Annotated in this window: 19 protein-coding genes; 5 read left to right on the top strand and 14 right to left on the bottom strand. The window is 68.0% G+C overall.

All coding sequences use genetic code 11. From position 1 onward, the window contains the following. The first annotated feature begins 2 nt into the window (after positions 1-2). Positions 3-1,031, top strand: a complete 1,029-nt coding sequence (locus B2R83_RS19145; protein WP_292044196.1) for a zinc-dependent alcohol dehydrogenase family protein — start codon at positions 3-5, stop codon at positions 1,029-1,031. A gap of 1 nt (position 1,032) precedes the next feature. On the opposite strand, the gene B2R83_RS19140 is transcribed toward B2R83_RS19145, so the two are convergent. Genes B2R83_RS19140 through B2R83_RS19120 form a run of 5 tightly spaced genes read right to left on the bottom strand, consistent with a single transcriptional unit; the run spans position 1,033 to position 3,978 of the window. Next, positions 1,033-1,803, bottom strand: coding sequence for a glutaminyl-peptide cyclotransferase (locus tag B2R83_RS19140; protein ID WP_036216893.1), 771 nt, complete (start codon positions 1,801-1,803; stop codon positions 1,033-1,035). 44 nt (positions 1,804-1,847) lie between these two features. Further along, the gene (locus B2R83_RS19135) at positions 1,848-2,531 is read right to left on the bottom strand and encodes an SOS response-associated peptidase (RefSeq protein ID WP_292044195.1); all 684 of its coding nucleotides are present in this window, start codon (positions 2,529-2,531) and stop codon (positions 1,848-1,850) included. 24 nt (positions 2,532-2,555) lie between these two features. Next, a complete protein-coding gene (locus B2R83_RS19130; protein ID WP_292044194.1) occupies positions 2,556-3,032 on the bottom strand; it encodes a DUF6644 family protein in 477 nt (158 codons plus the stop codon). Continuing rightward, entirely contained in the window at positions 3,032-3,370 is a 339-nt protein-coding gene (locus tag B2R83_RS19125) for a DUF6152 family protein (RefSeq protein WP_209589354.1), read from the bottom strand. Before B2R83_RS19125 ends, B2R83_RS19130 begins: the two co-directional genes overlap by 1 nt. A 29-nt stretch (positions 3,371-3,399) precedes the next feature. After that, entirely contained in the window at positions 3,400-3,978 is a 579-nt protein-coding gene (locus B2R83_RS19120) for a histidine phosphatase family protein (protein ID WP_292044193.1), read from the bottom strand. 148 nt (positions 3,979-4,126) lie between these two features. Between B2R83_RS19120 and B2R83_RS19115 the strand changes: the two genes are divergently transcribed. Further along, positions 4,127-4,789, top strand: coding sequence for a DUF6624 domain-containing protein (locus tag B2R83_RS19115; protein WP_292044192.1), 663 nt, complete (start codon positions 4,127-4,129; stop codon positions 4,787-4,789). On the opposite strand, the gene nfsB is transcribed toward B2R83_RS19115, so the two are convergent. After that, on the bottom strand, positions 4,776-5,429 hold the full coding sequence (gene nfsB / locus B2R83_RS19110) for an oxygen-insensitive NAD(P)H nitroreductase (RefSeq protein WP_209589357.1): 654 nt from the start codon (positions 5,427-5,429) through the stop codon (positions 4,776-4,778). The genes B2R83_RS19115 and nfsB overlap by 14 nt on opposite strands. 21 nt (positions 5,430-5,450) lie before the next feature. Next, positions 5,451-6,473, bottom strand: a complete 1,023-nt coding sequence (locus B2R83_RS19105) for a zinc-binding alcohol dehydrogenase family protein (RefSeq protein ID WP_036216883.1) — start codon at positions 6,471-6,473, stop codon at positions 5,451-5,453. Between the two features lie 102 nt (positions 6,474-6,575). Between B2R83_RS19105 and B2R83_RS19100 the strand changes: the two genes are divergently transcribed. Further along, a complete protein-coding gene (locus B2R83_RS19100) occupies positions 6,576-7,481 on the top strand; it encodes a LysR family transcriptional regulator (RefSeq protein ID WP_292044191.1) in 906 nt (301 codons plus the stop codon). Here B2R83_RS19100 and B2R83_RS19095 read toward each other — a convergent pair. Together B2R83_RS19095 and B2R83_RS19090 are read right to left on the bottom strand one after the other, a co-directional pair. Beyond that, positions 7,478-8,539: an NAD(P)H-dependent flavin oxidoreductase gene (locus B2R83_RS19095; RefSeq protein ID WP_292044190.1), complete on the bottom strand. Its 1,062-nt coding sequence runs from the start codon at positions 8,537-8,539 to the stop codon at positions 7,478-7,480. The genes B2R83_RS19100 and B2R83_RS19095 overlap by 4 nt on opposite strands. A 53-nt stretch (positions 8,540-8,592) precedes the next feature. Beyond that, positions 8,593-9,210 (bottom strand): LysE/ArgO family amino acid transporter, encoded by a 618-nt coding sequence (locus B2R83_RS19090; protein WP_292044189.1) that lies wholly within the window; start codon positions 9,208-9,210, stop codon positions 8,593-8,595. 94 nt (positions 9,211-9,304) lie between these two features. On the opposite strand from B2R83_RS19090, the gene B2R83_RS19085 reads away from it, so the two are divergent. Continuing rightward, positions 9,305-10,198: a LysR family transcriptional regulator ArgP gene (locus tag B2R83_RS19085; protein WP_292044188.1), complete on the top strand. Its 894-nt coding sequence runs from the start codon at positions 9,305-9,307 to the stop codon at positions 10,196-10,198. Here B2R83_RS19085 and B2R83_RS19080 read toward each other — a convergent pair. After that, positions 10,195-10,647, bottom strand: coding sequence for a hypothetical protein (locus tag B2R83_RS19080; protein WP_292044187.1), 453 nt, complete (start codon positions 10,645-10,647; stop codon positions 10,195-10,197). The genes B2R83_RS19085 and B2R83_RS19080 overlap by 4 nt on opposite strands. Before the next feature lie 143 nt (positions 10,648-10,790). Further along, on the bottom strand, positions 10,791-13,052 hold the full coding sequence (locus B2R83_RS19075) for a PhoX family protein (protein WP_292044186.1): 2,262 nt from the start codon (positions 13,050-13,052) through the stop codon (positions 10,791-10,793). Positions 13,053-13,213: 161 nt separating this feature from the next. On the opposite strand from B2R83_RS19075, the gene B2R83_RS19070 reads away from it, so the two are divergent. Next, positions 13,214-15,913 (top strand): PAS domain-containing protein, encoded by a 2,700-nt coding sequence (locus B2R83_RS19070; protein ID WP_292044185.1) that lies wholly within the window; start codon positions 13,214-13,216, stop codon positions 15,911-15,913. A 4-nt stretch (positions 15,914-15,917) separates the two neighbouring features. On the opposite strand, the gene B2R83_RS19065 is transcribed toward B2R83_RS19070, so the two are convergent. The 3 genes from B2R83_RS19065 to B2R83_RS19055 are packed head-to-tail and all read right to left on the bottom strand — an operon-like array spanning position 15,918 to position 17,555. Then, positions 15,918-16,265: a YnfA family protein gene (locus B2R83_RS19065; protein WP_292044184.1), complete on the bottom strand. Its 348-nt coding sequence runs from the start codon at positions 16,263-16,265 to the stop codon at positions 15,918-15,920. A 46-nt stretch (positions 16,266-16,311) separates the two neighbouring features. After that, positions 16,312-17,154 carry a helix-turn-helix domain-containing protein gene (locus tag B2R83_RS19060; RefSeq protein ID WP_292044183.1) on the bottom strand — a complete coding sequence of 281 codons (843 nt, stop codon included), beginning with the start codon at positions 17,152-17,154 and terminating at the stop codon, positions 16,312-16,314. 44 nt (positions 17,155-17,198) lie between these two features. Beyond that, entirely contained in the window at positions 17,199-17,555 is a 357-nt protein-coding gene (locus tag B2R83_RS19055) for a nuclear transport factor 2 family protein (protein WP_292044182.1), read from the bottom strand. Between the last annotated feature and the right edge of the window lie 145 nt (positions 17,556-17,700).

Here is a 17,700-nt window from a genome sequence, read left to right as displayed (position 1 = left end):
CCATGAAGGCATACCAGATTCTTCCCGGCGCGAATATCGACGGGCTGCAGTGCATCGACTACCCCGACCGCAACCTCGGCCACGGCGAAGTGCGCATCCGCGTGCACGCGGTATCGCTGAACTACCGCGACCTGATGGTCGCCAGCGGCAACTACCTCGTCACCGTGGACGATCCGATCATCCCCTGCTCGGACGGCGCCGGCGAAGTGCTGGAAGTCGGGCCGGGCGTCACGCGGGTGCAGGTCGGCGACCGCGTCGCAGGCTCCTTCTTCCCCTACTGGCAGGACGGCATGACCTCGGCCGACAAGATTCGCCACGCCCTGGGCGGCGACATCGACGGCATGCTGGCCGAGGAAGTGGTGCTGCACGAGGACGCGCTGGCGAAGATCCCGGCCTCGCTGAGCTTCGTCGAGGCCTCCACCATGCCCTGCGCCGGCGTCACCGCGTGGAATGCGATCTTCGTGTCCAGCAATGGGCTCAAGCCGGGCGACACCGTGCTGCTGCTCGGCACCGGCGGCGTCTCGGTGCTGGGCATGCAGCTGGCCAAGGCCGCCGGCCTGCGCACCATCATCACCTCGTCGAGCGACGAGAAGCTGCAGCGCGCCCGCCATCTCGGGGCGCACCACACGATCAACTACCAGGAAATCCCCGAATGGCACGAGGAAGTGCTGGCCATGACCCAGGGCAGGGGCGCGAACGTGGTGCTGGAAGTCGGCGGCAAGGGCACGGTCAACCGCTCGGTGTCGGCGGCGGCGATGGGCGGCACGGTGGCGATCATCGGCGGCGTCAGCGGCTTCGGCGGCGAGGTGAACCCCGCTTCGCTGCTGGCCACCGCCAAGCGCATGGTCGGTATCTTCGTGGGCAGCCGCACGATGCTGGAAGACGTGATGCGCTTTGCCGACGTCACCGGCCTGAAGCCGGTGATCGACCGCGTATTCCCGTTCGCGCGGGCCCAGGAGGCCTACCGCTACATGGAGTCAGGCTCGCACTTCGGGAAGGTGGTCATCGATGTGACCAGCCAGGATCACTGAGCTAGCGCTTCTGCGGCACCAGTTCGATCTCGTACAGCCTGGGCCACAGCTTGCCGGTGACGAACAGGCGCTTGCCCTTGCTGTCCCAGGCGATGCCGTTCAGGACCGCGTCCGGGTCGAGGGTGCCGCGCTGCGCCGGGGGCAGCAGGCCTTCAAGGTTGATCACGCCTTTCACCTTGCCGCTGTCCGGATCGATACGCAGGATCAGGTCGGTGCCCCAGACGTTCGAGAACAGCTCGCCCTCGACCATCTCGAGCTCGTTCAGCTGGGCGATCGGCTGGCCCTGGTGCGTCACCTGGACGCGACGCACTTCCTTCATGGTCGTCGGTTCCAGGACCCGGATGAAGGAGCTGCCGTCGCTCATGTAGACCCCTTTCGCGTCGCTGGCCAGGCCCCAGCCTTCGCCGACATACTTGAAGGTCTGCTTCAGCTTGAAGGTTTTCATGTCGAACACGTATCCGACCTGCGAAGTCCAGGTGAGGGCGAGGATGCTGTTCCCGACCGGGGTCGAGCCTTCGCCGAAGACTTCCGCCGGCATGTCGGCCTTTTGCAGCACCTTGCCGCTCTTGAGGTCCACCTTGCGCAGCGAGGAGCTGCCGTTGCGGCCGGTCGTCTCGTACAGGTGGCCGTCGCGGAAGAACAGGCCCTGGGTGAAGGCCTTCGGGTCGTGCGGATAGGTGTTCTTGACGACGAAGCCGTAGACCGGGACGGCTGCCTGGGCCGGGACGGCAATGGCGGCGGCGATGGCGAAGGTGGCGAGTGGTTTCAGCATGATGCTGAGAACTGTAGCACGACCGTAGGGTGCGCGCCCGAGCGCTAGAACAGCGACAGGTTCGGCGACGGCTCGGGCGTTTTCTTGACCGTCTGCGGCGCCGCCCAGGTCTTCATGCCTGCCGCCGGATAGTGGCGGAGAAAACTGCGCGCCGTCTCCACGTCGCGGCAGGCCAGCCAGTCCTCGAGTTCCTCCGGCCTGACCACGACCAGCGAGCGCTTCTCGTCGCCGGGCTTGTGCATGCGCGACATCAAGGGGTGCTCGTCGGCGTTGATCGTGATCTGCGTGAACGAGGACTCGACCCGGCCGTCGGCCTCGGTCCACTCGCGCCACAGGCCGGCAACGAGGAAGGGGCTGTCGTCGTGCATGCCGATCGCGTGGCGCAGCGCGCGGCCGCTTTCGTAGCAGGGCTCGTAGAACCAGGTCATCGGCACCGCGCACAGCTGCAGGCGGCGCCAGGCGGGGGCGAAGGAACGCCGCTCGCCCAGCGATTCGGCGCGCGCGTTCATGGTGTCGAAGGGTTTCACGCCAGGCGGGATGTGACGGCGCGGCACCATGCCGTAGCTGGCCAGGCAGACTTCAGGGCTGCCGTCGCGGCCGCGACGCACGATCGGCGCGCTGTAGTCCTTCCAGACTTCGTCGGGCCAGCGCCAGTCGGCCGGCAGCTCGCTGAAGGCGCCGAGCGTGCCGAACTGTTCACGGGTAGGGGTATGGTAGTTGACGCACATGATCCGTCCAGCATAGTGCAAGCGCTAGAAATAGGCCAGCAGCCGTCCGCAGGCGATCACGCCGAACCACACGCCCAGGGAGAGCAGGGCATGCAGCATGGCCCGTGGCGGCGCCCGCTCCGGCCAGGCCTCGGCCCGGCGGTAAGGCCCGGCATGGAAGGCGAGCGCATTCAGGCCGGCCAGCACCATCAGGCCGAGCTTGAGCAGGAACACGCGGTTGGCCAGCAGGGCCAGCGGATCGGCCACGAACAGCAGCAGGCCGGTGGGAACCACCAGCAGCATGCTGCCGGCCGACCAGGGCAGCAGGTGGCGCGCCAGCACCTTCACCGGCAACTGGCGGCCGAAGCCGAGCACGCGCAGGTCGAACATCGCCACCGCGCCCACCAGCACCGTGAAACCGATGATGTGAAGCGTCTCGACGGCCGGGTACAGCCAGGCGCCCTTGCGCAGTGCCTGCGCCAGCGGCAGGGACGCGGCGAAGCTCGCCGCGTCTTGCAGCATCAGCGCAGCTCCGTAGTCTTGTCCTTGATGGTGATGCGTTCGGCGCGCAGCTCGCCGGCATTGCTGCGGTGTGGATAACCAACAACCGTGGCCTGGCCGCCAACTGCCAGGTTTTCCTTCGGCAGGCCGCGGTTTTCCATGCGTCCCGGCGGCGCCAGCACCACCAGCCAGGTTTTATCGGCCGTCTTGAGGCGCACGAAGCCATGCGGCTGCATGTACCCGGACTCCTCAATGGTGCCGGACAGCGTCAGCGGCTTGTCGGCGTTGTATTCGCTCCAGCCATGGTGGGCGGAAGCGGTGGTGGCGACCAGTGCAGCGAGTAAAAACCAGCGTTTCATGGACAGTCTCCCGTCAAGGAAAAGGCAAATTATTGTACGCCCAAATCTTGTGCATCCAGCCTTCCGAGCACTTCCAGCCGCTCCGGTCCCGGCCGCGCCACCACGATCTCTCCCTGCGACACATATTCGTTCACCAGGGCGCGGATGTTGACGTCGTGCGTGACCAGTACCAGGTTGGCCTTGTTTCCACGCCACGCAGCGGCCCGGTCCAGCACTTCGCGGGTCTTGGCGCGTGCCGCGGCCTCGCTGTCGCGGAACAGGGAATCGAGCATCGGCGCTTCTTCCACCCGGCCGAAGGCCAGGCGGGCGGTGTCGAGGCAGCGGCACCAGCGGCTCGACAGCACCGGCCCGAGCGGAATGCCGCGTTCACGGAAGGCGACGCCGATCGCGCGTGCGTCGCGCCGGCCCTGGTCCGACAGGTTGCGCTGGGTGCTGCACACGGCCAGCCGGAAGCCGGGCGGATCGCCGATGCCGGGATGGGTGGCGGCATGGCGGATCAGCAGCACGTAGCCGCCCTCCTGCAGGCGCTGCCACAGGTCGCGCTCGGCCGCGACCAGGCGGCCGCTGGCCAGCAGGGCAGATAGTGCCAGGAAGCCTCGTCGCAGCATGCTTGTCCCCTCGGATCGGCTGTGGGCATTATCCTGCCCCGGCACCTGGACGAGCGCACGGCTGCCGGATAAGCATGGGTCATGCGCCTCGCATGGACGCTAGCTGAGCGTCCAACTACACTGGGTCGACGATGAATTGGAGAACACGATGCGCCTGACTGCCACCCTGCTCGCCGCCTGCCTGGCCTTGCCGCTGTCCGCCCTGGCCGACGACTCCTGCGACGGGCTGGCCAGCGAACTCGCGGTCATGAAAGAGGCCGGCCAGGCGCTGCGCAAGCGCATCGACTACCTCGACCCCGAGAGCCCCGTTCAGCAAAAGCTCATGCAGCACATCGAGCTGGTCGACCGCACCAACAAGGAACGCCTGAAGGCCCTGATGGCGCGCTGTGGCTGGCCATCGGCGGCCACGCATGGCGCAGGGGCAGTCAAGGATGCCTGGCTGGTGGTCCAGCGGGCCGAACGCGACCTGCCTTTCCAGAAGCAGGCGCTGGCCCTGGTCGAGCAGGCCGCCGGCGCGGGCGGCGACGGCCTGGACGAATCCTTCGCCTACCTGTACGACCGCATCGCGGTCATGGAGAAGCGCCCGCAGCATTACGGAACGCAGCTGTCGGCCCCGACCGGGATTTACTGCGCCCTCGCGTTCGACCGCATGGACGACCGGGCGCAGGTCGAGGCGCGTCGCGCGCGGCTCGGGATGGCGCCCCTAGAGTCCTACCGGCGCGCGGTGCTGGAGATGCAGCGTTGCCCGGTTCCGCCGCGGGATCCCGCGGATTACCACTACGGGCCGCCGGCGCTCATCACACGAAAGTGAAGGTCAGCTCTTCCGGCAGGCGCGACTTCGGCAGGCCGGCATTGAAGTCCGCGTCCGAACTGTAGCCGAAGCTGGCCAGCACCACGCTGGCCAGTCCCTGCTCGTGCAGGCCGAATTCCTCGTCCAGGATCTTCTGGTCGAAGCCTTCCATCGGCGTGGCGTCGATGCCGAGCGAGGCCGCGCCCAGCAGGGCGGTGCCCAGCGCCAGGTAGACCTGCTTTTCCAGCCATTGCGGCAGGTCGCGCGTGGTGTAGCGGTGGGTGCGCACATAGCCGCGCCGGCCGGCGTCCTGGCCCGCACGGGCCGCATCGTCGCGGAAGCGCCCGTCGCGCGCTTCCTGCGCCAGCAAGCGCTCCAGGTGGGCGTCGTCCATGTCGATGCGCGAGCAGAACACGATCACGTGCGAGGCATCGAGGATCTTCGCCGCGTTGTAGCCATAGCCGCCCTGCGCCGCCTTGGCCACGCGCGCCTTGCCTTCCGGCGTATTGGCGACGATGAAGTGCCAGGGCTGCGAGTTCACCGACGAAGGGCTGTGGCGCAGCAGGTCGTACACCTTCTGCATGAGTTCTTCGGGGACGCGGCGTTCGCTGTCGTAGGCCTTGGCAGTGTGGCGCTTGCGGGCGCTTGCGAGAATATCCATCTTCTTCGTTTCCTTAGCTTGTTACATTACATTGACTTGAAAATGTTCGAGCACGATCTTGCCGACCGCGCGGCCGCTCTCGATCAGGGCATGCGCGCGGCGCAGGTTCTCCGCCGAGATGCTGCCGTAATGCTCGCCGAGCGTGGTGCGCAGGCTGCCCTCGTCGACCATCTGCGCGACGAGATTCAGGAGCTTGTGCTGCTTGATCATGTCGTCCGTCTCGAACATCGAGCGCGTGAACATCAGCTCCCAGTGCAGCGAGATCGACTTGCGCTTGAGCGGCACGGCGTCCAGGCTGGCCGGGTCGTCGATCAGTGCGAACTGCCCCTGCGGCGCCAGCACGTCGACGATGGCGGGATAGTGCTTGTCGGTGTGCGTCAGGCTGATCACGATGTCCGCCGCCGGGAAGCCCAGCGCTTCGAGCTGCGGACGCAGCGGCTGCGCGTGATCGATGACGTGGTGGGCGCCGAGCTCGCGCACCCAGTTGCGGGTTTCCTCGCGCGAGGCGGTGCCGATCACGGTGAGCCCGGTGAGCTTGCGTGCCAGCTGTAACAGGATCGAGCCGACTCCGCCGGCCGCGCCGATCACGAGCAGCGACTTCCCGCCGCCACCGCCCTCGGCGATGCGCAGGCGGTCGAACAGCAGTTCCCAGGCCGTGATCGCGGTCAGGGGCAGGGCGGCCGACTGGGCGAAATCGAGCGTTGCCGGCTTGCGGCCGACGATGCGCTCGTCCACGGCCTGGAACTGGCTGTTCGAGCCCGGACGCAGCAGCGAACCGGCGTAGAACACTTCGTCGCCTTCCTTGAACAGGGTGACGGCGCTGCCGACGCCGCGCACGATGCCGCTCGCGTCCCAGCCCAGCACGCGCGGTTCGGTGACCGGGCTGCCCAGGCGGATCTTGGTATCGACCGGATTGACCGAGACGGCGCGCACTTCCACCAGCAGGTCGTGCGGACCGGCCAGCGGCATCGGCAGCTCGATCTCCTGCAGGGACTGGGGATCGCTGATGGGCAAGCCATGCTGGGTATACACTACTGCTTTCATGTTGAATCTCCGGTAAGTTTTGAGGTCAATGACGATTCTATGTAGCAGGCCGGGGATGAAAAACCCGGCTGGAGCGATTTCACTTTCACAGCTGGAGAGAAAATGATCAGGCTGGATGACCTGGCGCTGTTCGTCCGTACCGCTGCCCTGGGCAGCTTTTCGAAGGCCGCGCGCGAAGTCAATCTGCTGCCCGGGCAGGCCAGCGCGGCTATTCAGCGCCTGGAGCGCGAGCTCGACATCCGGCTGTTCGCGCGCTCCACCCGCAGTCTACGCCTGACCGAGGAAGGCAAGCGCTACCTGCCTTTCGCGCAGGACGCGCTGGATGCCCTGCGCGAGGGTTACGACGGCATCCGCGGCGACGCCAACTGCCTGACCGGCACCCTGCAGATCGCGGCGCCCTCGGACTTCGGGCGCAACCTGCTGCTGCCCTGGACTTCGGAATTTCGGCGCGCCCATCCGGGGCTCGAGATCCAGCTCCTGGTGTCGGACCAGGTGGCGGACGTGTTCCGCGACCCGGTCGACATCGCCCTGCGCTACGGGCAGATCGATGACGCCAGCTACGTCGCCCTGCCGGTCGCGCCGAATAACCGCCGCGTGCTGGTGGCCTCGCCCGCCTACCTCGCCCGGTACGGGCGCCCGCGTTCGCTCGACGCGCTGGTGGATCACAACTGCCTGCAATACCGGCTGCGCGGCCGCACCTACGACCGCTGGTCCTTCCCGCTGGCTACGGGCGCGCGGCTGGTGCAGGTGTCGGGGCGGCTGGTGAGCGACGATGCCGAGGTGGTGCGGCGCTGGGCGCTGGCCGGCGAGGGCATCGCCTACAAATCCTGGCTCGACGTCAGCCAGGACGTGGCGCAGGGGCGGCTGGAAGTGCTGCTGCCGGAGCTGCCGGGCGAGCCCACCCCGCTGCACCTGGTCTGCCCGCACCGCAGGCAGTTCTCGCCCGCGGTGAAGCTGTTGCATGCCCTGGTCGAAGAACGCTGCCGTCCGCTGGCGCGCGACGCCTAGGCTTCCTCGTTCATTTCCGCCGCCAGGGTGGCGATCAGTTCGCCCGCCGGCATGGCGCGCGCCTGGGCGAAGTTGGTGCCGCCCCAGTTGACCGAGTAATCCTGGCTGCCCTTGCTGGATGCGGCCGCATGCAAGGCCTTGGCGGCGTCGTAGGCGATCGGATAGTCCGGCAGCGGCGGATGGCCGTCGGCCCCGACCTCGAGGAACAAGCGGTTGACGATGCCGCGCGCCGGCCGGCCGGAGATCACGGCCGTGAGTTCGGTCTGCAGACCGCTGCCCTGCGCGATCAGCGCGCGGTGGTGCGGCGGGGCCGAGGACTCGGGACAGGCGATGAAGGCGCTGCCCATCTGGACCGCGCTGGCGCCGTGATAGAAGGCGGTGCGGATCTGTTTGCCGTCCATGATGCCGCCGGCCGCGACCAGCGGCAGCGCGAGCTTGTCGCGCAGCTGTTCCAGCAGCTCGAAGGTGGGCAAGGCCGGGTCGGGTGCGGAAGGATCGAAGATGCCGCGGTGCCCGCCCGCTTCGATGCCCTGGGCGACGATCACGTCGATGCCGGCCGCCTCGATCCGCTGCGCCTCGTCCAGCGAAGTCGCGGTGGTGAACAGGACGATGCCGGCGGCCTTCAGCGCATCGATCCAGTCCTGCGGCGGCAGGCCGAAATGGAAGCTGACCACGGCCGGGCGCGTTTCCAGCAGCAGCTCGAGCATCGCCTCGTCCGCCAGGAAGCTGCGGTAGATTTCCGACAGCGCGGCAGGAGGCTCAGCGCCGAACTGTGCGAAATGCGGGCGCAGCCAGGCCAGCCAGGCGGCTTCGCGCGCCGGGTCGGCCTGGGCCGGCGCATGGGTGAACACGTTGGCGTTGAACGGCCGGGCGGTCTTCTCGCGCACCGCCTCGATGGCGGCGCGCGCCGCCTGCACGCTCGAGGTGCCCAGGGCGATCGAGCCGAGCCCGCCCGCTTCCGAGACGGCGGCGGCCAGCGCCGGGGTGGAGACGCCCGCCATGGGGGCCTGGATGATGGGGTAGCGGATGTCCAGCTTCGACAGCAGGTCGTGGCTCATGATGGCGGCTCCGTAGTCAAGGTGTCATCATGAGTATAGCGAGAGCCGCGCGCTTATGCGCCGCGTACCAGCAGATACGCCAGCACCAGCATCAGCGTGCCGGTGGCCGCTTCGATCGCCCGCCACACCGCCGGACGGCCGAGCACCGTCGCGAAGCGCCGGGCGCCCAGGCCGAGCGCCGAGAACCACAGCACCGAGGCCGTCATCGCACCGAGGACAAAGGACAGGCGCGCCTCGCCGGCCAGGCTGCTGCCAACCGCACCCAGCAGCACCACGGTATCGAGGTAGACGTGCGGGTTGAGCAGCGACAGCGCCAGCACGGTGGCCAGGGCGCGACCCAGGGTCTGCGCCTTCTCGTCCGGCGACGCCGCGAGCGACGCGCCGCCGCGCAGGCTGCTCTTCCAGCAGCGCCAGCCATACCAGACCAGAAAGGCGGCGCCGCCGTAGCGCGCCACCGACATCAAGAGAGGCGAAGCTTCCACCAGCGCGCCCAGGCCCGCGATGCCGAGCCCGATCAGCAGCACGTCGACCGCGATGCAGGCGGCGACCGTCGCCAGCACGTGCTGGCCGCGCACGCCGGTACGGATCACGTGCGCGTTCTGCGCACCGATGGCCATGATCAGGCTGGCTCCCAAACCCAGCCCCTGCAGGAAAACCTGTTGGGAAAACATGATGTACCTCGACGAAAACCGCCATGTTTGCTTACCGCACAGCTAAATTCAAATATATTCATGATTTCTAAACTTAGTTAAGCAAAACTGATCCATGCTGATCGATCCCCGCCGCAGCGCGGCCTTCATCGCCGCCGTCGACAGCGGCAGCCTGGAAGCGGCGGCCGCCCAGCTGTCGCTCAGCCCCTCGGCCGTCTCGCAGCGCATCTCGGCGCTGGAGCAGGACTTCGGCACGCCGCTGCTGGTGCGCAGCCGACCCTGCCGGCCGACCGGGCCGGGCACGCGCCTGCTGCAGTACCTGCGCCGCTCGACCCTGCTGGAATCGGAGTTCCTGGCCGAGATGGGCATGGACGACGGCCCGGCCCGGGTGGCGATCGCGGTCAACAACGACACCCTGGCGACCTGGCTGCTGCCGGTGCTGGCGCCCGTCCTCGCGCAGGAAGAACTGCTGGTGGAATTCGTGCTCGACAACCAGGGCCATACCTTCGCGCTGCTGGAGCAGGGCCGCGTGGTGGCTTGCATATCGGGCGAGGCGATGCCGATGCACGGCTGCAGCGTGAGCCCGCTGGGCCAGATGCGCTACCGGATGGTCGCGTCGAACGCCTTCGCCCGGCAGTGGTTCGCCGACGGCTTCAACCGCGAGACCGCGCGCCGCGCGCCGGTGGTGGTCTTCGACCGCAAGGACTCGCTGCAGTCGGCCTTCCTGCTGAAGCACTTCGGTCTGCCCGAGGGTTCCTACCCGTTCCACTACGTGCCGGCCAGCGACCCCTTCGTGACGGCGATCCGGGTCGGCATGGGCTACGGCATGCTGCCGCTGGAGCAGTGCGGTGCGATGCTCGCGGACGGCAGCCTGGTGGACCTGGCGCCTGCGCTGCACGTGGACGTGCCGCTCTACTGGCACGCCTGGCGCATCCAGCCGCCCCGGCTCGAACGCATGGGTGCGGCGCTGGTCAAGGCCGCGCGCGCGGTGCTGCTGGCGCTGCCTTAGGACGCGTGCACGAGCTTGAGGCCCGGCCCGTTGCTGCGCTGGGCCGTGCGCGCCGGCGCCACCGGCCACCATTGCGCCACGCCCCACAGCAGTTCCGGCATCAGGAACAGCCAGACCAGCGACAGGCCGCCCTGGGCCAGCGCCCACAGCATCCAGGTCGCGAACAGGAAGCGCCCGGCGCCATCGTAGCGTCCCAGCGCCAGGCTCGGTTCCAGCAGGCGCCGTACGGACCACAGCAGCACCAGGCTACCCATCAGGCAGGTGATCATGATGTGGAGCTGGGCGAAGGGCGGCAGCGCCGCGCCGCCCAGCCATAGATTGACTTTGCCCAGCTGCGGGTACAGCAGCTGGAAGGTCCAGGGCGTGGCGAAGGGCGCCACGATGAGGATATCGAACAGGGCGCTGGCGCGCGTGATGCGGAGATAGGTGGACAGCGTGACGGTCGGCATGGCGTGCTCCTGCGGCGGTGAATGGCGCATCCACGATGCTGGCATGCCTCGCATCAATACTCTTTGCGATGGACGAAAAAAAGGGCTGGACGTGTGGACGTCCAGCCCCAAAGGATGGAGATTGTGTCAGTGCCGCTTCAGGCTCAGGTGCCGATGCGGCCGCCGTCGTTCTTGGTGATCACGATGGTGGCCGAGCGTGGGCGCTTGCCGGCGCCGTAGCCGGCGTTCGCCGGCCACTGGCTGGTGTACTTGGTCGGGTCGGCGATGTTGGCGGAGGCGGTGTTCTCGCCCGGGTGCTGGATGTTCACGAACAGTGCCTTGCCGTCCGGGGTCTCGGCGATGCCGGTGATCTCGGAACCGACCGGGCCCACCAGGAAGCGCTTGAGGGTATCCTGGGTCGCGTTCAGGCCGACGTAGGTGTCCACGCTCAGGGTGCTGCCGTTGGCGCGCGGGTAGTTCAGGGTGACCTTCTTGCCGTCCCCCATGCGTCCCGGCACGCCGGCCAGCATCATGCAGTTGGTGACGTCGGTGTAGGCGCCGTCGTCGGTCTGGATCCAGCAGATGCCGGTCGAGGGGGTGAAGGCCAGGCCGTCCGGGCTCGAGAAATCCTGGTCGGCGGTGAGGCCCGACAGGTTCACGGTGCCCGCCGGAGCGCCGGACTCTGCGCCGAACAGGTAGACGTCCCAGGTGAAGCCGGTTGCGGTGGAGCCGGCGCTGCCTTCCTTGACGCGGATGATGTGGCCGTTCGGGTTGCCCTGCTGCGCGGTGCTGCCCTTCATGTCGGTGTAGACGCGCGGATTGGCGGCGTCCGGCGCGGCCTGGCTCGAACCGCTCGGCTCGACGCGGCGGTTGCTGTTGTTGGTCAGCGTGAAGTAGATCTCGCCGGTGCCGGGGTGCACCGAGCACCATTCCGGGCGGTCCATCTTGGTCGCGCCCACGGCGTCGCCGGCTAATCGAGCATTCACCAGCACGTCGGCCTGGTCGGCGAACTTGTAGCCGGCGTAGGAGGCGATCGCCGGGTTGCCGATCGAGAGTTCGATCCACTGGCCGCTGCCGTCGGCGGCAAATTTCGCCACGTACAGCTTGCCGCTGTCGAGGTACTTGTCGCCGGTGGCGATGCGGTCAAGCGGCGTCGCGTCGGCGGCGGCCCAGACGGCGCTGGAGACGAACTTGAAGATGTATTCGTTGCGCGAATCGTCGCCCATGTACACGGCCAGCGGCTGGCCGGCGACCGGCTTGCCGAACACGGCGCTTTCGTGGGCGAAGCGGCCCAGCGCGGTGCGCTTCTTGATCGATTTGGTCTTGTCGTAGGCATCCATCTCGACGATGTAGCCCATGCCGTTCATCTCGTTGCGGTAGTCGTCGCTGCCGTCGAGCGACGCGCCCTTCCTGCTGATGTCCCAGCGCTGGTATTTGTCGTCGCTGCCGCCGGTTTCCCAGCCGTGGCGCGACACCGCGCCCTGGCTGCGGCCATAGCGGTTGAGCGAAGCCACGCTCTTGTCGCCGCGCGCAGTATCGTCGGTAGCGCTGCGGGTGAAGTAGCCGGACCAGTTCTCTTCGCCCGACAGGTAGGTGTTCCACGGGGTCTTGCCGGTGCCGCAGTTGTTCAGGGTGCCGCGGATTTTCGTCCCGTTGGTCGAGTACTTGGTGACCACCAGCGCGTTGCCGCGCACCGGGCCCGAGATCTCGACGTCGGTCTGCTGGTGCACGCGGCGGTTGAACGACGAATCCTTCTGGTAGGCCCACTTGCCGCCGCTCTGGCGCACTTCGACCACGGACAGGCCGTGCAGCGCCATTTCCTTGTTTACTTCCGCCGCCGGGCGCGGCAGGGTCATGGTGCCGCCGTTCGCGTGCACGAAGAACGAGGACAGCTTTTCGTCGGTGGTGGCTTCGTGGTTCATCGCCAGCAGGCCGCGGTCGTTGACGCTGGTCGACGCGGTGCCGGTGCCGGACAGCGGGAAGAACTCCATGCCGTCATGGTGGTCGCCGGCGCGGTTCTCGAAGTCGGCGTCGCTGCCGTCGTTCTTGTAGGCGGCGGTGTTCGCGGTCAGCGGATCGCCCAGCGCATACAGGACGCTGGCGGTGTAGCCGGCCGGGACGACGACCGTGTCGGCCAGGCTCTTGGAGACGGCGCCGAAGCCGAGCAGTTTTTCCGTCGCCGGCGGCGGGGTGCTGCCCGTTGGCGGCGTGGGGGCGGTGGCGATGTCATTGTCCGAACCGCCGCAACCGCTCAGGCCGATGGCGCCCAGCAGGGCGGAGGCAGCCGTCGCGGCGCCGCCGCGCAACAAGCTGCGGCGGCTCAGGCGGGCTTCGAGGACGGTGCTGAAGTGTTCGTTCGACGAAACGTTCGTATCGATGTCGTCATGGTCGACAGGGATGCGGGCGAGGTCGGTCGGCTTGTTCACGGGTAATCCTGTTGGTTGTTAGGAAAAGTCCGTGCATGGTAGGGAGGGAACATGACTTCCTTGTGACCATTCGATAACAGTTGTGTGACAAATTTGACGAATTTGGCGACGATGCCAGGAGCATGCAGATATACTGCCGGGTACCCAACAAGGACCCTACTATGCAGGACAGCCGCGCCGCCTTGCAGGCGCTCGACCCGGCCACCCTAGGCCACCAGCTCTTCGAAGCCAGTCCCGACTGCGTCAAGTTGCTCGATGGGAGCGGCCATATCGTCGCGATGAACAGCAACGGCCTGCGCGCCCTCGAACTCGACGGTATCGAGGCGGTACGCGGCCAGCCCTGGTCCGCGTTGTGGCCTGAGGCGAGCCGTGCCGAGGTCGAAGCCGCGATGGCGGCGGCACGCAGCACCGGCCTCGGCCGCCTGCGCGCACCCTGCCCGACCGCTGGCGGCACCGTCAAATGGTGGGAGGTCACGGTCAGCCGGGTCGGCCACGACGGCCTGCTGGCGAACTCGCGCGACATCACCGGCCAGGTGCGCGCCGAGGCCGAGCGTGAAGGCCTGCTGGCCCAGCTGCGCGGCGCCAAGCAGCGCATGGAAGACGTGTTCCGCCAGGCGCCGGCCTTCATGTGCGTGTTCACCGGCCCGAATCACGTGTTCGAGCTGGAAAACGAGCGTTACCTGCAGCTGGTCGGCGGCCGCTCCAACATCGGCGTGCCGCTGCGCGAGGCGCTGCCCGAAATCGCCGGCCAGGGTTTCCTCGAACTGCTGGACGGGGTGTACCGCAGCGGCGAACCGGTATTCGGCAACGACGTGCCGGTGATGCTGCAGCGCCGCCCGGATGCGCCGCTGGAGCGCCGCTTCGTCGACCAGGTCTACATGCCGCTGCGCGACCCCGCCGGCCGGGTGACGGGCATCCTGGTACACGGCATCGACGTCACCGACCGCAAGCTCGCCGAGATCGAGCTGTACGAAAGCCGCGAACGCTTCCAGAAGATCGTCAGCCAGGCCGCCACCGGCGTGGTGCAACTGGACCACGAGGGCCGCATCACCCTGGTCAACCAGAAGTACTGCGAAATGGTGCAGCGCACGGAGGCAGAACTGCTGGGCGCCAGCGTGCTCGACGTCACGGCACCCGATTCGGTGCCGGTGACACTGGACGCGGTGCAGCGCTTGGCGGCGGGGGAGGCCGGTGTCGTCGTCGAGAAGGAATACCTGCGCCGCGACGGCAGCGTGATGCCGGCCACCAGGAGCGTCAACGCGCTACGCGGCCCGAACGGCGAATTCCAGGGCCTGGTGGCAATCGTGGTCGACACCACCGAAAGCCGGCGCGCCGCCGAGAAGCTGCGCGCCAGCGAGGAGCGCTACCGCACCCTGTTCGAATCGGTCGACCAGGGCTTCTGCATCTTCGAGATGATCTTCGACGCGCAGGACCGGCCGGTCGACTACCGCTTCCTCGAGATGAATCCGATGTTCGAGGCCCATACCGGCCTGCACGACGCGGTGGGCAGGACGGCGCGCGAGATGATCCCGACCCTCGACGCATTCTGGTTCGAGACCTACGGCCGGGTCGCGCAAACGGGCGAGCCGGTGCGCTTCGAGAACGAAGCCCCTGCGATGGGCCGCTGGTTCGACGTCTACGCCACCCGCCTCGGCGGACCGGCTAGCCGCCGGGTGGCCCTGCTGTTCAGCGACATCACGGCGCGCAAGCAGTCCGAGGAAACCCTGCGCAAGCTGGCCAGCGACCTGGAAGAGGCCGACCGGCGCAAGACCGAGTTCCTGGCCACCCTGGCGCACGAGCTGCGCAACCCGCTGGCGCCGATCCGCAGCGGCCTGTCGGTCATGCGCCTGAAGGGCGACAACGCCGCCTCGGTGGCGCGGGTGCGCGAGATGATGGAACGCCAGGTCAGCCACATGGTGCACCTGATCGACGACCTGCTCGACATCGCCCGCATCAGCGGCGGCAAGCTGGAACTCAAGAAGGAACGCGCCGACCTGCGCGGCGTGCTCGCGAGCGCCGTCGAGACCAGCCTGCCGCTGATCGAGACCGGCCGCCACGAGCTGTCAGTGGACGTGCCGGCGCATGCGGTGCCGGTCGAGGCCGACGTGACCCGCATCGCCCAGGTGGTGGCCAACCTGCTCAACAACGCCGCCAAGTACACCCCGAGCGGCGGGCGCATCGGCCTGTCCTTGCGCATCGAAGGATCCGAGGCGCTCATCGCGGTATCGGACAACGGCATCGGCATCCCCCGGGAGGAACTCAGCTCGGTGTTCGAGATGTTCAGCCAGGTCGGGCACCACCTGGAACGCGCCCAGGGCGGGCTGGGGATCGGCCTGTCGCTGGTGCGGCGGCTGGTGGACATGCACGGCGGGTCGGTGGCGGCAGCGAGCGGCGGGCCGCACGCCGGCAGTACCTTCACCGTGCGCCTGCCGCTGGCCGAAGGCGCCCAGGATACGCCGCAGCGGACCGCCCCGGAGACCGCGGACGGCGCCGCCGGCGGCACCCGGATCCTGGTGGTGGACGACAACGTCGACGCGGCAATGACGCTGTCGATGATCCTGGAAGCCTGCGGCTACGTGACGCAGGTGGCGCATGGCGGCATCGAGGCCCTGGCGGCCGCGCAGGCCTTCCGGCCGCAGGTGGCCTTCCTCGACATCGGCATGCCCGGCATGGACGGCTACGAGACCGCACGCGCGATGCGCAGGCTGGAAGGGCTGGAAGACGTCAGGCTGGTGGCGCTGACCGGCTGGGGCGCGGAAAGCGACCGCCGCAAGTCGAACGAGGCCGGCTTCGACCAGCACCTGACCAAGCCGGTACAGCTGGACGTGGTGCAGGACCTGCTGGCCAGGCTCGCCGCCTGAAGATTCAAGCCTGGCGATGTCCCAGCGCGATGCAGGCGGCGCCGGCCAGCGCCAGCCCAACGCCGAGATAGTCGCTCCACACCGGCCTGATGCCGTCCACGATCCACAACCAGGCCAGCGCGGTGGCGATGTAGACCGCGCCGTAGCTGGCGTAGACGCGCCCGCTGGCGGCCGGGTGCAGGGTCAGGAGCCAGACGAAGGCCGCCAGGCTGAGGGCCGCCGGAACCAGCAGCCAGGCGGAGCCCTTCCCGGTCAGCCACAGCAAGGGCAGGTAGCAGCCGAGCAGCTCGGCGATGGCGGTGACAAAAAACAGGCCGGCCATGCGGCTGAAGGGCAGGAGATCGAAGGGCATGGATGGACGCGCTTGTGGAAAACGCCCATCTTATCCTCAGCTCAGTTCAGCACAACGCCTGTGCCTCGAACCACGCGCGGCTGACCGCATCCGCCGGGAAGAAGGATTCCAGGCGCAGCTCGTGCACCGTCACGTCGTGCGGCGTGCCCAGCGTGGTGATGGTGGTGAACAGGTTCAGCGTCACCTCGTCCTTGCGCAGCTGGACCGGCAGGAAGGGCAGGGCGCGGCGGTCCAGGTTGGGCTGGCTGGCCGCCCCGGCGATGCCGGGAAAGGCCATCAGCTCGTCCAGCAATGCACTCGCCTCGCTGCCCGGCCCATCGCCCATCGCCTCGCGCTGCACCCATTGCAGCAGGTCGGTGCAGACGTCTTCCCAGTTCAGCAAATGGCGCCGCAGGCCGTCCGGATCGAGCGTCAGCTTGAGCACGTTGACCGAGCCGTCGCGCGGGATCGGGGCATGGGCCGGCATGCCGAGGAAAAAACGCATCATGCGGGCGGCCGGCTCGTTCGCCATCACCAGGTTCCACAGGCGGTCGACCACCAGGGCCGGATAGGGCGCCTGCTGGGCCAGCATGAAGTCGAGCGCCTGCATCACGGCCGCCAGCTCCGGGTCCGACAGGCTGCGCTCGCGGTAGGCCGGCGCGAAGCCCGCCGCCAGCAGCATCGCGTTACGCTGGCGCAGCGGGATGTCGAGCACCAGGCCCAGCTTGAGGATCAGCTCGCGGCTGGGAGCCGCCCTGCCCGTCTCCAGGAAGCTCAGGTGGCGCTGCGAGATCCCGGCATCCACCGACAGTTTCAGCTGGCTGGTCCCGCGCTTGCCGCGCCAATAGCGCAGCGCGGCGGCGAAATCGCTGAAGTACTGGTTGTCCACTGCGCGCGCTGCGGTATCCATGGCTTGCCTCCCGATCCGGTTTGCGGCCGATTGTGGCCCAGGCTTCACGCCTTGTCGAGGAAACCAGTGACGCTGGCCAGGCGGCCGTCGCCGGCCACCACGGCGATGTCGGTGCCATGTGCCACGCTGTCGCCATCCGGGGCGCGCAGGGTCCACGAAAAGCGCACCACGTTGTTGTGGCCGTCCGGCACGCCGGCCAGCTCGAAGCGGTGGCCGGGGAAGCGCAGCTGGGCGCCGGCGATCAGGGTCTCGATGCCTTCGTGGCCGCTGCCCTGCATCAGCGGGTCGACGTAGCGGGCGTTGGCGGTGAACAGCTGGCGGACGTGGGCGCGGCGCGCGGCGCCGTCGGCTTCGTTCCAGGCGGTCAGGTACTGGCGGGCAATCGTGCTTGCGTTGTTCATGATCATCTCCTGTGGGTGCTGTCGTATCGACAGGCGCCATTCTCCGCAGGCGGCTGGGGGCTGGCGATTACCTGTCAGGTAATGGTGACCGGTGCCTGCGCCACCGATTCGCGATCCGGCGTATCCTGCCAGGGACAGACCTTAT

The organism is Massilia sp. UBA6681, from assembly GCF_002454935.1.
Taxonomy (GTDB): Bacteria; Pseudomonadota; Gammaproteobacteria; order Burkholderiales; family Burkholderiaceae_D; genus Telluria; species Telluria varians.
This window is presented reverse-complemented; position numbering and strand designations above follow the sequence as displayed.

Excerpts from the sequence above, each read along its gene's own strand:
- B2R83_RS19135 (WP_292044195.1), bottom strand. The coding sequence starts at position 2,531 with ATGTGCGTCAACTACCATACCCCTACCCGTGAACAGTTCGGCACGCTC.
- nfsB (WP_209589357.1), bottom strand. The coding sequence starts at position 5,429 with ATGGATATTCTCGCAAGCGCCCGCAAGCGCCACACTGCCAAGGCCTAC.
- B2R83_RS19095 (WP_292044190.1), bottom strand. The coding sequence starts at position 8,539 with ATGAGCCACGACCTGCTGTCGAAGCTGGACATCCGCTACCCCATCATC.
- B2R83_RS19065 (WP_292044184.1), bottom strand. The coding sequence starts at position 16,265 with ATGCCCTTCGATCTCCTGCCCTTCAGCCGCATGGCCGGCCTGTTTTTT.
- B2R83_RS19105 (WP_036216883.1), bottom strand. The coding sequence starts at position 6,473 with ATGAAAGCAGTAGTGTATACCCAGCATGGCTTGCCCATCAGCGATCCC.
- B2R83_RS19140 (WP_036216893.1), bottom strand. The coding sequence starts at position 1,803 with ATGCTGAAACCACTCGCCACCTTCGCCATCGCCGCCGCCATTGCCGTC.
- B2R83_RS19100 (WP_292044191.1), top strand. The coding sequence starts at position 6,576 with ATGATCAGGCTGGATGACCTGGCGCTGTTCGTCCGTACCGCTGCCCTG.
- B2R83_RS19060 (WP_292044183.1), bottom strand. The coding sequence starts at position 17,154 with ATGGATACCGCAGCGCGCGCAGTGGACAACCAGTACTTCAGCGATTTC.
- B2R83_RS19120 (WP_292044193.1), bottom strand. The coding sequence starts at position 3,978 with ATGCTGCGACGAGGCTTCCTGGCACTATCTGCCCTGCTGGCCAGCGGC.
- B2R83_RS19055 (WP_292044182.1), bottom strand. The coding sequence starts at position 17,555 with ATGAACAACGCAAGCACGATTGCCCGCCAGTACCTGACCGCCTGGAAC.
- B2R83_RS19080 (WP_292044187.1), bottom strand. The coding sequence starts at position 10,647 with ATGCCGACCGTCACGCTGTCCACCTATCTCCGCATCACGCGCGCCAGC.
- B2R83_RS19085 (WP_292044188.1), top strand. The coding sequence starts at position 9,305 with ATGCTGATCGATCCCCGCCGCAGCGCGGCCTTCATCGCCGCCGTCGAC.
- B2R83_RS19070 (WP_292044185.1), top strand. The coding sequence starts at position 13,214 with ATGCAGGACAGCCGCGCCGCCTTGCAGGCGCTCGACCCGGCCACCCTA.
- B2R83_RS19090 (WP_292044189.1), bottom strand. The coding sequence starts at position 9,210 with ATGTTTTCCCAACAGGTTTTCCTGCAGGGGCTGGGTTTGGGAGCCAGC.
- B2R83_RS19115 (WP_292044192.1), top strand. The coding sequence starts at position 4,127 with ATGCGCCTGACTGCCACCCTGCTCGCCGCCTGCCTGGCCTTGCCGCTG.
- B2R83_RS19145 (WP_292044196.1), top strand. The coding sequence starts at position 3 with ATGAAGGCATACCAGATTCTTCCCGGCGCGAATATCGACGGGCTGCAG.
- B2R83_RS19125 (WP_209589354.1), bottom strand. The coding sequence starts at position 3,370 with ATGAAACGCTGGTTTTTACTCGCTGCACTGGTCGCCACCACCGCTTCC.
- B2R83_RS19130 (WP_292044194.1), bottom strand. The coding sequence starts at position 3,032 with ATGCTGCAAGACGCGGCGAGCTTCGCCGCGTCCCTGCCGCTGGCGCAG.